We start from the raw sequence: 13,362 nt of genomic DNA, 5'->3' as shown, positions 1-13,362 counted from the left end.
GACCAGACGCTAACGGCGATGCGCCGAGCCCGTCCCGAAGACCATCGCACTGCGTGGTGATGATGATGACTGAGTAAAGCAAACCTCGTGCCGAAGAGAGTTCGAAGCTCTGCAGGCACTCCGTGAGGTGTGTAGCGTCAAGTTGCTGACATTTGTCTCGAGACTGACAGTCTGCGCTGCTATCGTCCGACAGGGCGTCGCGCTTCGAACAGTTGTCCCATCGCCCTCAATACGCCGGTGTAGGGCATGCAACTCCGCATCGTTCAGCGCGGTGATCGAGGAAGCGCGGCTTGGTGTCGTCGGTCCCGGGGCGATCGCCGCTGCAACCGCGGCCGGCAAGAGAGCTAAAGAACGGCGGCATCAGTTGCGTGATGCTCTCCGCCGACACCATCCAACCGCGCGCCGACTGGTGCTGATCGCCAGCGACGATCTCATTGCCGCCCCCTCAATCGCAATGGCCTCAAGACCGGCAACGGCAATCGCGTACCCCGAGCGCGTCACATCAATGCGCTCGAACTACCATATCCCGGTGTTTAAGCCTGCCGATGGCGGAGTAGTGTGGTCGCCGCCGGGCCGTGTCCCCGTTGGTCTGCTTCACCGGGATCGAGATTGGACCCGTGGCGCCAGCAACGCGCCTGTCGCGATCCGCCCAGTTCCTCGACCTGGTCGAACACCATCTTGATCCTGGACGCGCCGATCCGGGTCTTTCTCATAACGGCCTTCATGAAGCCGACGGGCGCTGCCATAACCAACTCGCCCCGGAGCGCCTTCTCACAGCGTGCCGAGAGCGAGCGCTGGCGCAACAGATCCGGTTCGTACTCGTTGAGGCTGCCCCTTACCCCGAGCAGCAGGCGGTCGTTGCCATGCCTCAGCGCTTAGATGGTCTCCTGATCGACCAGAACCGGTATCGGCCACGCGGCACATCTCGATGAGTTGCTGCCAATCCCGACTGTTGCGAGCGAAGCGCGAGACGTCGCGGGCGCAAACCGCACCAACCCTACCAAGGCAAACCTCCGCTACCATTCGCTCGAAGCCGGCGTGTGTAAGCCGCCGGCGGCTGAACGACCGAGATCATCATCGATCACTTCGATCTCTGAATAAGCTGGGTGATGACGGACTGAGATAGGCGGCGTATCAGGCGGATGTCGAGCCTGCCAGAAGCTCTCAAGGAGCGCCGAAAGGTCGAGAGGCCATGGTGCGGTGTGTGGAAACGGCACTGAGCAATGCACGCCGCCGCGCGCCAGTTCAACACCACCACGCCGAAGATGGGGGCCAAATGGGTCGAACGGCCGCACAACTGCGCAACGTTCTGGCCGCGCTTGCATCGATGTCAGCGCGCCCAGCACATATATCCAGCAGCGTAGCCTTTGAAGAAGCCTCCCTCCTTATGCCCGTGTACAGGTAGGTGGCGTCGAGCTCGAGGATGATCTGCGGCGGGATCACTTGGAACGACTCCAGGAACGGCTTCAGGGGCGTCACCACTGCACGACGCTCTGTCGTTTGTCAGGGCATTCCTTCCACCACCAAATTCTTGTCGCAAAAGAACGCCTCGCCGATTCGCGTCCCGATGCTCCTCAACAATGTAAAAAATGCACGCTGCGCTCAGGAGAGGCCCTTGCGGCACCCGCTGAGCTGTGCATCATAAACGGAACGCTGCCATTGTAGCTCAGCGCTCGCTTGCGGGCAGCAGACCGATCAGCGCTTTAGCCTCGGACTTCAGAACTAGAATCGCAGCCTTCCGAGCATCTGCATCAAAGCGCCTCCGAATGGCGGACACCGAGAGAGCGCCGCGCAATTGGCCATGAACGTCGATCACAGGCACAGCTGCAGCCGCGACCTCAGGATCCCGCTCGCCGATCGAGACGTAGAAGCCACGATCTCTGACCTTCTTTCCATCGGTTGATGCAGAATCGCGGTAGGCGGTAAGAACACGGCCGGCAGCGCCGCGGTCAATCGGCAATCGGTGACCCTCTTCGAGGTGATGCCGGACCGAACGCGGAGAATTGACGCGATAAAGGCAGATGCGCTCGTCGCCCTCCGCGATGTAGAAGGATGCGGTCTCTCCGGTAGCCTCGACCAGACGATGGAGCGAGGGTCTGATCAGGTCACCAAGGTCGAGCCCGCGCTGATAGAGCGCCCCAAGGCGCCATAGCTCCGGTCCGGGTCGAAATAGCCGGTTCGTACCCCGCACCAGGAACCCACCCGCCTCCAGAGATGCGGCAAGGCGAAGGACTGTGCTCTTGTAGAGGTCAGTCGCATCCGCAATCTGCGTCAGCGTCATCGCGGCGCGCTCCGGGTCGAACGCCTTAAGGATTGCCAGTGCCCGCGTGACCGCATCAACGCCTGTTCTTACCATCGATACCTCTGGTTCTGCTGTGCAGAACCAATAGTCAAACTGACGCCAGGAGTCCACCAAGCTAGCGCGAGCACAATCCTGCACGTCAGAATACGATTGACTCCTCGTGAGAACGCGAGCTACTCGGTTCCAGGTTTCAGCACAAGTTCTATGGAGCGAAACAATGGGGCGGCCGGGACTTGCCGTGGACTTGCACGACGTCATGATTCGCTTCGGCGACTTCACGGCAGTCAAAAGCATGAACCTCCAGGTGGCCGAGACGGAATTCGTTGCAGTGGTGGGGCCGACCGGCTGCGGAAAATCGACCATTCTCAACACTGTCACCGGACTGCTGAAGCCCGCCGCCGGCGACGTTCGCATTTTCGGCAAGTCTCTTACGGGCCTGAACGGTCAGTCCGGCTACATGCTTCAACAGGAAGGGCTGCTGCCCTGGAAGACCGCCCAGGACAATGTCGGCCTCGGGCTCGTCTTTCAGGGCAGGTCGGTCGCGAAAGCGCGCGAGCAGGCACGGCCCTGGCTCGCCAAGGTCGGATTGAAGGGATTCGAGGAGCGCTATCTGCATCAATTGTCCGGCGGCCAACGCAAGCGCGTTGCGATGGCACAAACCCTGATCATGGAGCCCAAAATCGTTCTCATGGATGAGCCGTTCTCCGCGCTGGACGTTCACACACGCCGACTCATGCACCGCATCCTGCTCGACCTCTGGCAGGCGGACCGGCGCTCGCTCATCTTCATCACCCATGATCTCGATGAGGCGATCACGCTGGCGGACCGCGTCGTTGTGATGTCTGCCGGTCCCGCCAGCCGCATGGTTGCCGACGTCAGGATCACGCTCCCTCGTCCGCGCGATGTTTCTGCGCTGCAGACCACCGACGAATTCGTCGCGCTCTATCGTGAAATTTGGTCGCTGCTCGGCGCCGAAGTGGAGAAAAGCTATGTCACGCAGGGGTAGGGTCGCTCTCACGCAGTTCGCCATCCTGCTTGGCATGATCCTGATCTGGGAATTGGGCGTCTGGGCCGGACTGATTGATCCCTTCTTCTTTCCGGCGCCGTCGACACTTGTCGTAAGGATCGGGGAGTGGATGTCGACGGCGGACTTTTGGGGCGATATTGGCATAACATTGCTGGAGACGGTCCTGTCGTTCCTGGCTGGCATCGGGATCGGCACAGCACTTGGGATCTGGCTGGGCTTAAGCCCATTTGCTGCCGAAGTCGTTCAGCCCTTTATCAAGATGTTCAATGCAATCCCGCGGATCTTGCTTGGACCCATTTTCGTCATCTGGTTCGGATTGGGCCTCACCTCCAAGGTTGCGCTCGGCGTCACGCTGGTTCTATTCGTCGCATTCTTCAATACGTTCCAAGGCGTCCGCGAGGTCAATCCGGTCGTGCTGGCGAATGCCCGCCTGCTGCGTGCTTCGAAGTCGTCCCTGCTACGGCACGTCTACCTGCCGTCCGCCACGACCTGGATTCTGTCGAGCCTGCGGGTGTCCGTCGGCATGGCTGTGATGGGAGCCGTGGTCGCGGAATATCTCGGCTCGTCCGCAGGATTGGGGCACTTAATTGCGCAGGCCGAAGGCGTCCTCGATGCGACCGGAGTGTTCGCAGGAATTATCGTTCTCTCCGCCTTCGTCGTTGCCCTCGATGCCATCGTCGACTGCGCGGAAAAGCGGCTCCTGGTCTGGCGGCCGGCGCCTGCGCACGAAAGCTGATCGTACGCTCTCCCATCAATTATGGAGGTTCGCATGCACGTTTCCATAAGATTGATGCCGGTGGTGGCGCTGGCCGCATTCTCGGTCATTTTGGCGCATGCCACCGCGCCCGAGAAAACAAAATTGAAGATCGCGGTGGGGTCAAAAATCCTCAACTATATGCCTGTCGAACTTGGAGTGAAGCTTGGCTCCTTTAAGGAAGAAGGCCTTGACGTTACCGTCGAGAACTTCCAGGCCGGTGGCTCAAAGGCTCTGCAGGCCCTGATCGGCGGCTCTGTCGACGGGACTATCGGCTTTTACGATCATACCATTCAGATGCAGGTGCTGGGTAAGCAAATTTCCTGCGTGTTCCTGTTGAATGACATTCCCGGCGTCCTGCTCGGTGTCCGCAGCGACCTCGCCGACAAGGTCAGAACCGGCGCCGACCTGAAGGGGCTCAGGCTCGGGATCACGGCGCCGGGGTCATCGACGGAGAGTATGGCGCGCTACTACATCAAGAAGTCAGGATTGGGTTCACGCGATGTCAACATCATTGCCGTCGGCAGCGGCGCACCGGGCATGGTGGCGCTTGAGGCCATGAACGTCGATGCCCTGGTCTATTTCGATCCCATCGCGACGCTTCTCGCGCGCAAAAAGAACGCGACAGCGCTGTTCGATGCGCGCACGATCGAAGGCTCAAAGCAGGCCTTCGGCGGGTCCTATCCGACCGCGTGTCTCTACCTTCAGCAGACTTTCATCGACAAAAATCCCGAAACGGTCCAGCGCCTGGTCAACGCCTTGCTCAAAACTCACCGCTGGATCAACGCAACGCCGACGGAGCAGCTCGTCGATACGATTCCTCCTGGTTACAAGACTGACAATCGCGAGGTGAATATCGAAATCATGAACGCATCGAAAGCGCTCTTCTCGCCAACCGGACAGATGGACATCGAGGCGGCCAAGGTCCCGCTGGCTGTCCTAAGCGACTTTGATCCAAAAATTGCTGCCGCAAAGATCGACTTGAACAAAACCTTCACCAATCGTTTCGCGGAACGCGCCGCACAACAACTGAAATAGCTGCCAGCCGGCCAAGCCCTCACCATCGGATCACCTAAAGGAAGGCGTCTTCAGATGTCTCTGCCGCTCACCGGCATCCGCGTCCTGGACCTGTCGAACGTGTTGGCCGGTCCGTTCTGCGGTTATCATCTCGCGCGTCTTGGCGCGGAGGTCATCAAAGTCGAAAATCCGAACGGCGGCGACCTTGCGCGGCGCCTCGGCGCCGATCCGCAAAGGGCAGAGCGCTTGCAGGGCCTCTCTTTTGTCGCGGTGAACGCCGGCAAGCAATCCGTGGCGCTGGACTTGAAGTCGGAATCGGGCCGCGAGGTATTCTTGCGACTCGTCAAGGAAGCCGATGTGGTGCTCGAAAGCTTCCGGCCGAAGGTGATGGAACGGCTTAGCCTAGGCTTTAATGTGCTCAGCAGGCACAACCCGCGTCTCGTCTACTGCGCGATCTCCGGCTTTGGGCAGAGCGGGCCATGGTCCGCCCGTCCGGCCTATGACCAGATCGTTCAGGGTCTGTCTGGTGCCATGAGCGTCACTGGCGATACGGCCTCGGCTCCCCTGCGCACCGGCTTTCCGATCTCGGATACGATTGCGGGACTGACTGCTGCCTTTGCCATAGCCGCGGCTCTGGTCGAACAGCGGCATAGCGGCCGCGGTCGGTTCATTGACGTGTCCCTGCTCGAAGCCACCGTTGCAGCGATGGGATGGGTCGTCTCCAACCACCTGAACGCTGGTGTCGAGCCGCAGCCCATCGGCAACGAGAACTTCACCGCGGCTCCCTCCGGCACGTTCCGCACCGCAACAGGCCCGCTGAACATTTCCGCCAACGAGCAGAAGCAGTACCAAGCCCTATGCGACCTGATTGGCCGACCGGACCTGAAGACGGATCCACGCTTTGCTGAGCGCGAGATGCGCAAGGTCCATCGCGCAGCGCTGAACACGGAGTTGAACCAGGCGTTGAGTTGCAAGCCCGCTGAAGAATGGGAGGCCCAAATGAATCTGGCTGGAGTCCCCGCAGGCTGCGTGCTGACGGTCTCCCAAATCTTGCAGCAGCCACAGCTCCTCGAGCGCGGATTCGTCGAGACTTTGGCCCCAGACCAAGATGGTGCGCAGCCGTTACGAATCATGCGGCCGGGCTTCCGGCTGGATGAGGAGTTTTCGGTGCCTTCACCACCTGCGACGCTCGGAGCAGACACCGAGCGATGGCTGCAGCGGCTCGGCTATTCGTATGCGGAGGTCGAGCAGCTGGTCTCAACCCGGGCCGTCGGGACGCCAAAGCAACGGGCGGCTGATTTCCTGCCCGTCCGCGTAGCCGCGGACGGACCAATATCATGATATTCGACGGCTTGCGGCGATCGGCAATGGCAGGGTTGAAGGGGCGGAACCGGAAATGAACGAAGAAGAATTGCGGCAGCAAGCGGCCCGTTGGTGGCGAACCTCCATCTGCGACATCGCGCCCGGTCGCATCGCCTATCGGGGTTATCCAATCGAAGATTTGATCGGCCGGATTTCCTTTCCCGCCATGATCTGGCTGATGTTGCGCGGCGATCTGCCGACGCCAGCGCAGGAGCGGCTGCTGCAAGCTGCGCTGGTCGCGTCCGTTGACCACGGTCCGCACGCGCCCTCCATCGCAATTGCGCAGATGGCGGTGAGCTGTGGGCTGCCCCTGAATGGTGCGATGGCGTCCGCCATCAATACACTCGATGAGGTGCACGGCGGAGCAGGGGAGCAGGCGGTCGAACTCTACGAAGATGTGCTGCGGAGGCGCGATGGCCTAGAGATCGGCGAGGCCGCGGCCGCCGCAATTGACCATTTCACTGCAAGGTGCGGCAAATATCTGCCCGGCTTCGGCCACCGGTTTCATTCGGTCGACCCCCGCGCCGCACCGCTATTGGCGCTGGTGGATGACGCAAGTGCTGAGGGCAGTGTCAGCGGCGACTATGCCAAGGCCGCCCGCGCGATCGAGCGGGTGATGCAGCAGCGCAAGGGCAAACTCATCCCAATGAACATTGATGGCGCGACCGCGGTCATTTACGGCGAGCTCGGATTCGCGCCACCGCTGGCGCGCGGCGTCTTCTGCCTGTCGCGAGCGGTCGGAATCCTGGCCCACGCCTGGGAACAGACCAGGCGCAAGGATCGTAACAAGGGACCGATGCCCAAGCAGTTTGGCTACAAATATGAGGGACAGCCGCGCCGCACGCTGGGAGGCCCGTCATGATGTATCTCGACAAGCCGCCTCAGCTGGCTGAGACCCGCGTGTTCTCGTCGATGCCGCGGAATTTCGTCGCCGTGGTGTTTCCTCGAAATGGGCCGGATGCCAACCGCGGAGGCCATCGGTGGACTGTTTCATCGAGGGGCCGTCGTTCGACAAGTCCGGGGATCTCTACGTCGTCGATATCCCCTTCGGCCGCATTTTCCGGATTTCGCGCGACGGGATCTGGTCTCTGATAATCGAATATGACGGCTGGCCGATTGGTCTGAAGATCGCACCTGATGGCCGGGGGCTGGTGGCCGACTACATGAACGGCCTCATGGAGCTCGATCCGCAGCGGGATACTATCAGCCCGCTTCTGGGGCAACCGCAATTGCGAGTCCTTCAGAGGCTGCAACGACCTGCATACCGCGACTAACGGCGACATCTATTTCACCGATCAGGGGCGAACTGGAGTGCACGATCCGACCGGCTGGGTGTCCGACTGTGTCCTGCCGGCCGGCTCGATTGCCTGATTTCGAACTGGCCAAGCCCGAGCGGGCTGGTGCTCAGCGCCGACGAGGCCGTGTTGTTCGTTGCAATGACGCGCGACAACAGCAGCTGGCGCGTGCCGCTGATGCGTGACGGCGGGGCTGCGAAGGTGGGACGGTTCAGCTTGTCCTTCGGGACCAGCGGTCCTGACGGGCTGACGATGGATCAAAACGGGCGGCTCTTTGTCGCGCTCGCCTCCCTCGGCCACGTCTTCGTCATGGCGCCGAACGGCGAAACGATCGCCCGCATCAAGTCCTGCGCTGGGGCGACCTGCACGAACCTCGTATTGGAGGCGGCAAACGGCACATTGCTCATTACGGAATCCTCTACCGAATCAGTGTTGATGGCTGATTTCGTCACCTTCCTTGAACGTTCGCCAGCAGGAGCGACAGCGTGGTACCGAATCCCTTTACGCGACGGTCCACCGAATCAAGTTGCAGGAAGAAGCCCCATAGATGATTGGCTTGCCAGTTGCCGAGGCATTGGACTTGGCGACGAATGGATCGCATTTGTGTGCGGTGATCCCAAACTGGCGGCATTGTGTGGGAAGCACGAAAGAACGACTCGGCTATCGTTTGTAAGGCTGGGTCGCGCTTCGCCCGCAACGGGCCGCCGCCGACCTGGCTCCGCGCCTTCTAGCCGGGCAGGTTTCCGCTCGCGGTCCACGAGCCTTGAGAAGACCATCGTATCGCTCCGCACCATGAAGAACGATTTGATGGTTGATACCCGCCAAAAAAGTCGAAGAGGTAACCCGCTCGCAGTGGGAGTAAGCACCGCATCAGCGCCGAGGTTCTCGATTGTCCTCGGCCGCGACGCACGCGTTGGAGCGTTCGTTTTGAGAAGCAACAAGCAGCAGGATTGTCTGCCTTGAAAGTCTTTAGTGACAGGACCAGGAGCGCTTTTAAGTGTGGAGCAGAGGTCGCAGTCTGTCATAGCCTCTTGCGCGCGCGCAATCCTCCAACCCGATATCCCCTCTCCTCGTAGAAACGGCGTACCCGTTCTAAGGCCGGATAGCCATCAGGGGGCAACGCAACCTCAATCATCTGCCAGCCTCGGCGCTTCGCCTCCGAACGTACCGCCTCGAGCAGATGCCCACCGCGGTCAGAGCTTCGGAAGTCCCGAGAAATCCATAGCTCCTGAAGCACGCCGTACGCTCCAGCTGCTCTCACGGCCAGTACGGCGGAGATGGCAGCGATCCCTACAATCTGCCGGGTGGCTTGTTCCTCGATGACAAAAATGAAGCCCTCTTCGGGATCCTGAATCAGGCGCAAAGCAGTCTGCTTTGCGCCTTCAAGGCTGAACTCTGGTTCGGGACCACCTAATTCAGAAAGTAGCTTTCCGACGGCTTCTACGATCGCGTTCTCATCTCCTGGCACGCCTTTGCGCAAAGCCGTGCCCCCGTGGGGCAAGCCTTGCGCTTCAGCGCCAACACGAACACCCGTCACGTTAGTCCCTCCAGTCCCTCTTGAGGATATCCATGTTCAGAAGGATACAGAGAACGCAACTGAGAGAAACTATCAAGCTCGATAGGGAATAGGACGTCCGCACTCGCTATAACCAACAGAGGTGAGGTAAGTGCAAGCTGTTGCCGTTCTTAGAATCGACCGCGGCTTGACCCGCTGCGAACTCAGTTGGATCTCCTTCGACTAGATAGGAAATCCACGAGACGGCACATTCGCGCGTGGGCAGGCCGGCCATGCCGATCAAACATTTCGTAGGAGAGATTGCTGATCATCACTCACGAGAGTCGATTCAGTACATCTTGCAGCATGATCATCGCCGTGGCATAGGGCGCATCAGCTCGGCGCGTCCGAAGGTGAGATTCCCCACACACGTGTGCGTCACTCGTACAAAGTTGCGCGAGCCGGGACAGGTATCATACGCGTGCGCCCGACAAAATCGTCTGAACAACATCGCGAAAAGATTTTGCACGCTAATGCACTATCTTAAGCTTACCTCGAAGAATCGAAAGATAGTGGCAAGCACTGCTTGTATGGACCTTCGCTCCTCGTTTAAGGGACCTTCACGGAAGGGGAGTGGTTGCGATGGAGCATGGGCAGGCCGAACTGGTCGGAGGGAAACCTGTAATCTTCGGCCAGCGTAAGGTGCGGCCGCGAGCGTGCGTGGCCGTGGGCAAGCGGCATCTGCGCGCCTTTCTACGCGATGTGCTAGAGGATATGGGGTTTGTGATCAGCGAATGCGGGACTGCTGACGAGCTGCCGCGCGTACTCTGCACGGACTTCCCTGATCTGATCCTGCTCGGCATTGGCTCCGATCGCATCGAGCCTGGACGATTGCTCGAGATACTCGTACGCGAAGAATTTGCAGGCAGAGTGCTGGCGTTCGGCGCCCGCGAGTCGATCGTCATGACGGCAGTGCAGCAGGTCGGGGGCGAATATGGACTTGATATGCTGCCGCCGCTGAGGACGCCGTTTGCAGCCGAGACGCTGCGCGATCGGGTCGCCATGCTCTTGCCCAGAGAGCCGGCGCCCCGTCCCGCAGTCCATGTCGGAGAAGCCTTACACGCTGGCTGGCTTGAGCTCTGGTATGAGCCGAACTTTGACCCGTGTACCCTCAGCCGCCGCGGCGCCGAGGCGCTTGTGCGAATGCGGCATCCGACCTGGGGCGTTGTTCCACCAGCGTATTTCATCCCGGAGGCTCACGATCCTCATTTTAGGGACTTGTCGCAGTTCGTGATCGACCGCGCGATCAAGGATTGGAAGTATCTTCTGGAGCAGCAAACTTCGACCGATCTCTCCATCAATCTCCCGGCAGCATTCCTGATTGACCCGCAGGCGGTACGCGATCTCTGTCAGCGCATGCCGTCGCACCCCGCTTTCGGCGGCTTGACGATCGAAATCGAGAGCGAGGAAGCGATCCAGAACCTAGATCTCCTGATCGAGGTCGCGCGTGAGGTTCGCTTTCACAACATTGGCCTTGCAATCGACAATATCGGCGCCAATTGGCCGCAGCTGATGGGGCTCGAAAAATTCCCGTTCATGAAATTAAAAGTGGACCGGCAGTACGTCGCCGGTTGCGGAAATGGGCCCCTGAAGCGAACGGTGTGCCGCCATATCGTCGATCTAGCCAAAGAGTACAGTGTGCGCACCGTCGCCGCAGGCGTGGAGAGCCACGCCGACCTGATCGCTGTGACCGAACTCGGCTTCGACCTTGCGCAGGGCCATCTGTTCGGAAAGGCCATGCCGCTGAAGCAATTTGCACAGTCATCTTTCAGCCCTGTTCCACTTCGTCCAAAATAGTTGTATGAGGAGTGACTGAGCACAGCCAGGCAAAGCGTACCAGCGCTGGCCCGCGCGGCCATGCCTACTCGGCACCAGGCATGCGGCTGACTGCAATTAAATCGGTCACTTTGCAAACCCAGTATCGCTTCTCCCGGCCGAACTTCATTTCCCTCCGAAGCGATGCCGAAGGGTATTGTAGCACAAAGCCGTTTTGGCAAGCCTCCAGCGAGTCAATCCGCGGAGCTAACGTTGCAGGCGTGAGCGCGGCTTGGACAAAATCTCCGGTCAGGGCGTGTGACCGGAGGTTTGCCGACATCCGGCGTAGACGTGCGTCGGCTCGCGGCTTTTACTCGCGCCGCCGGTTTCGGGAATCGTCGAGCGTTGCTTGGCCCCGCGAAACCGACGGAAGCTCGCAGCAGTCGAGTCGCGACCGGCTATCGGAGTAGGCGCCCGAGGGCTCGCACGGCTTGATATTGAAGCGGCCCATGCTGTCGCAGATGCAACACGGTCTCAGACCCCGCACAGCACCATTGGGCAAGTTGCCCATCATTGAGCGCGCCTGTCCTTGGCACGGCATTTGAAAGGGATCGCCAATGGCATCGCTCGCCTAAGGAGTCGGAAGGCATGGCTTACAAGATCGTCGCTTCGCAATGCACCGTTTGTGGGGCATGTGAGTTCGAGTGTCCCAACGCGGCGATCAGCCTCAAGCGCGACATTTACGTTATCGATGCAAAAAAGTGTACGGAGTGCGAGGGCCATTCCGACACGCCGCAATGCGCTGTGGTCTGTCCGGTGCCTGACACCTGTGTCCCGTCTAAGACAACATAAGCAGCCCGCGTCCAGAAGGCTTCACCGCTCGATTTTGCGAACGAAGGACTAGATGTCGAGCTTGTGGAGGCCGCCGTCCGCGTGCGGCGCATCGAGGTCGATCAACATCGTTATGAGCTTAAGGCGCTGATCGACTCCGAGAAGCGCTCGAAGGGCTCTGTCAGAGGAGACCGTCAAATTTGTCTCGAATAATGACAAGGCCGCCTCGATGCTCCAGGTCGTCGCGTTGAGGCTTATCGTCGTTGGCTGACGAGCCGAGCCGAGGCGAGGTGGACGGGCGTCGAATATCCCAAGATCAGCTTGCAGGATATCTAAAGCTACGTCACTTCGAAGCCGAAGAGACGGTCTCCACGCGCGACGAGATCGATCCGGAGATCCTGAAGACGTACGAGAAGCTCGGCATCTGCTTGCCCACCTTCCCCATGCACTAGTGCATGGAGCTAGGGTGCGGCGACACTTAGGGTTCAGACTCAATTGATCCAATAAGCGACGAGAGCGGCGAGGTGGACGGCGGCCAAAAAGTTTCTGGCAAGTTTGTCGTAGCGAGTAGCAACACGCCTGAAATCCTTGAGCCGGCAGAAACAGCGCTCGATAACATTGCGCCCTTTATAGAGGCGCTTGCTGAAGCTGTGGAGGGTTACCCGGTTGGATTTGTTTGGAATGACGGGTTTCGCGCCGCGATTGACGATTTCGGCGCGAAAGCCGTCGCCATCGTAGCCTTTGTCCCCAATGAGGGAAGACATGGGCGGCGCGAGCTTCAAAAGGGCCGGCCCTGCGGCAATGTCTGCGGCTTGTCCCGGAGTGAGATGAAATGCGCAAGGTTTGCAATCAGGGTCGCTCAGCGCGTGGATTTTCGTGGTCCGCCCACCGCGCGAGCGGCCGATCGCCTGTTCACACTCCCCCCTTTTCCGCCGCTCGCCGAGCGATGCGCTTTGATCGAGGTGGAGTCGATCGACAAAGCCACTCGGTCCTTGCCGCAGCGGGCGAGCGCTTCAAAGATCGCCTGCCAATGTCCGCGCTTAGCCCAGCGATTGAACCGATTGTAGATCGTCGTGTAAGGGCCATAGTCGGACGGGCAATCGCGCCAGCGTGCGCCGCACTGGAGCATGTGAATGATACCGCTGATAATGCGTCGATCGTCTTCGCGCGCCGGGCCGGTCTGGTTCGTTGGCAGATGCGGCTCTATCTGAGCCCACTGCTTGTCGTTGAGCCAGAACAGTCCTTTGCGCATCGAAGTCCCCCGTGCCGAATCAACTTAGCACCAGGGAATCAGAACTCGCTAATTAGGTACAGACCCTAGCATTACAGTTGCTTTTTTGATTTGAAGTGGGCGCGTTGAGCGGCAGCCTGGTGAGCTCTGCGCCAGAAGGACCATGCGATGATGTGTGCGGGTTGAATCCGCTTCCGCGCAAGTCTGATAGCAATGCGGCGGATTTCCTGGAT

General features: G+C 59.9%; 11 protein-coding genes and 2 pseudogenes. 9 read left to right on the top strand and 4 right to left on the bottom strand.

The window, feature by feature from the left end:
* Positions 1 to 533 precede the first annotated feature (533 nt).
* Complete coding sequence (locus IVA93_RS32220) at positions 534 to 746, bottom strand: hypothetical protein (RefSeq protein ID WP_247299135.1); 213 nt, start codon at positions 744 to 746, stop codon at positions 534 to 536.
* Positions 747 to 1,666: 920 nt separating this feature from the next.
* A complete protein-coding gene (locus IVA93_RS32215) occupies positions 1,667 to 2,413 on the bottom strand; it encodes an IclR family transcriptional regulator (protein ID WP_247299157.1) in 747 nt (248 codons plus the stop codon).
* A 106-nt stretch (positions 2,414 to 2,519) separates the two neighbouring features.
* Here IVA93_RS32215 and IVA93_RS32210 point away from each other — a divergent pair, with 106 nt between their 5' ends.
* The 6 genes and pseudogenes from IVA93_RS32210 to IVA93_RS32185 all read left to right on the top strand — a co-directional run.
* Positions 2,520 to 3,308, top strand: a complete 789-nt coding sequence (locus tag IVA93_RS32210; protein ID WP_247299133.1) for an ABC transporter ATP-binding protein — start codon at positions 2,520 to 2,522, stop codon at positions 3,306 to 3,308.
* Positions 3,292 to 4,065, top strand: coding sequence for an ABC transporter permease (locus IVA93_RS32205; protein ID WP_247299131.1), 774 nt, complete (start codon positions 3,292 to 3,294; stop codon positions 4,063 to 4,065). Before IVA93_RS32210 ends, IVA93_RS32205 begins: the two co-directional genes overlap by 17 nt.
* 33 nt (positions 4,066 to 4,098) lie before the next feature.
* Positions 4,099 to 5,121, top strand: coding sequence for an ABC transporter substrate-binding protein (locus tag IVA93_RS32200; protein WP_247411997.1), 1,023 nt, complete (start codon positions 4,099 to 4,101; stop codon positions 5,119 to 5,121).
* Between the two features lie 54 nt (positions 5,122 to 5,175).
* Positions 5,176 to 6,441 carry a CaiB/BaiF CoA transferase family protein gene (locus tag IVA93_RS32195; RefSeq protein WP_247299127.1) on the top strand — a complete coding sequence of 422 codons (1,266 nt, stop codon included), beginning with the start codon at positions 5,176 to 5,178 and terminating at the stop codon, positions 6,439 to 6,441.
* Between the two features lie 55 nt (positions 6,442 to 6,496).
* Complete coding sequence (locus IVA93_RS32190; RefSeq protein WP_247789460.1) at positions 6,497 to 7,324, top strand: citryl-CoA lyase; 828 nt, start codon at positions 6,497 to 6,499, stop codon at positions 7,322 to 7,324.
* Positions 7,321 to 8,201, top strand: a pseudogene (locus IVA93_RS32185) (SMP-30/gluconolactonase/LRE family protein); the annotation flags it as partial. The gene IVA93_RS32190 and the pseudogene IVA93_RS32185, both read left to right, overlap by 4 nt.
* A gap of 577 nt (positions 8,202 to 8,778) precedes the next feature.
* Here the strand turns inward: IVA93_RS32185 and IVA93_RS32180 are convergent.
* Positions 8,779 to 9,294 carry a GNAT family N-acetyltransferase gene (locus IVA93_RS32180; protein WP_247374770.1) on the bottom strand — a complete coding sequence of 172 codons (516 nt, stop codon included), beginning with the start codon at positions 9,292 to 9,294 and terminating at the stop codon, positions 8,779 to 8,781.
* A 600-nt stretch (positions 9,295 to 9,894) separates the two neighbouring features.
* On the opposite strand from IVA93_RS32180, the gene IVA93_RS32175 reads away from it, so the two are divergent.
* The 3 genes from IVA93_RS32175 (at position 9,895) to IVA93_RS32165 (ending at position 12,350) form a co-directional block, all read left to right on the top strand.
* A complete protein-coding gene (locus tag IVA93_RS32175; protein ID WP_247284010.1) occupies positions 9,895 to 11,109 on the top strand; it encodes an EAL domain-containing response regulator in 1,215 nt (404 codons plus the stop codon).
* A gap of 606 nt (positions 11,110 to 11,715) precedes the next feature.
* Complete coding sequence (locus tag IVA93_RS32170) at positions 11,716 to 11,919, top strand: 4Fe-4S binding protein (RefSeq protein ID WP_083926370.1); 204 nt, start codon at positions 11,716 to 11,718, stop codon at positions 11,917 to 11,919.
* A gap of 242 nt (positions 11,920 to 12,161) precedes the next feature.
* On the top strand, positions 12,162 to 12,350 hold the full coding sequence (locus tag IVA93_RS32165; RefSeq protein WP_247789458.1) for a hypothetical protein: 189 nt from the start codon (positions 12,162 to 12,164) through the stop codon (positions 12,348 to 12,350).
* 39 nt (positions 12,351 to 12,389) lie between these two features.
* Here the strand turns inward: IVA93_RS32165 and IVA93_RS32160 are convergent.
* Positions 12,390 to 13,150, bottom strand: a pseudogene (locus IVA93_RS32160) (IS5 family transposase).
* Positions 13,151 to 13,362 lie beyond the last annotated feature (212 nt).

This window comes from Bradyrhizobium sp. 155 (assembly GCF_023101105.1).
GTDB classification, from domain to species: Bacteria; Pseudomonadota; Alphaproteobacteria; order Rhizobiales; family Xanthobacteraceae; genus Bradyrhizobium; species Bradyrhizobium canariense_D.
The sequence above is the reverse complement of the archived record's forward strand: the minus strand, read 5'-3'. Positions and strand labels throughout refer to the sequence as shown.

What these genes read in the sequence shown, in the direction of transcription:
- IVA93_RS32190 (WP_247789460.1), top strand. Translation starts at nt 6,497, where the DNA reads ATGAACGAAGAAGAATTGCGGCAGCAAGCGGCCCGTTGGTGGCGAACC.
- IVA93_RS32205 (WP_247299131.1), top strand. Translation starts at nt 3,292, where the DNA reads ATGTCACGCAGGGGTAGGGTCGCTCTCACGCAGTTCGCCATCCTGCTT.
- IVA93_RS32195 (WP_247299127.1), top strand. Translation starts at nt 5,176, where the DNA reads ATGTCTCTGCCGCTCACCGGCATCCGCGTCCTGGACCTGTCGAACGTG.
- IVA93_RS32175 (WP_247284010.1), top strand. Translation starts at nt 9,895, where the DNA reads ATGGAGCATGGGCAGGCCGAACTGGTCGGAGGGAAACCTGTAATCTTC.
- IVA93_RS32210 (WP_247299133.1), top strand. Translation starts at nt 2,520, where the DNA reads ATGGGGCGGCCGGGACTTGCCGTGGACTTGCACGACGTCATGATTCGC.
- IVA93_RS32170 (WP_083926370.1), top strand. Translation starts at nt 11,716, where the DNA reads ATGGCTTACAAGATCGTCGCTTCGCAATGCACCGTTTGTGGGGCATGT.
- IVA93_RS32220 (WP_247299135.1), bottom strand. Translation starts at nt 746, where the DNA reads ATGGCAGCGCCCGTCGGCTTCATGAAGGCCGTTATGAGAAAGACCCGG.
- IVA93_RS32200 (WP_247411997.1), top strand. Translation starts at nt 4,099, where the DNA reads ATGCACGTTTCCATAAGATTGATGCCGGTGGTGGCGCTGGCCGCATTC.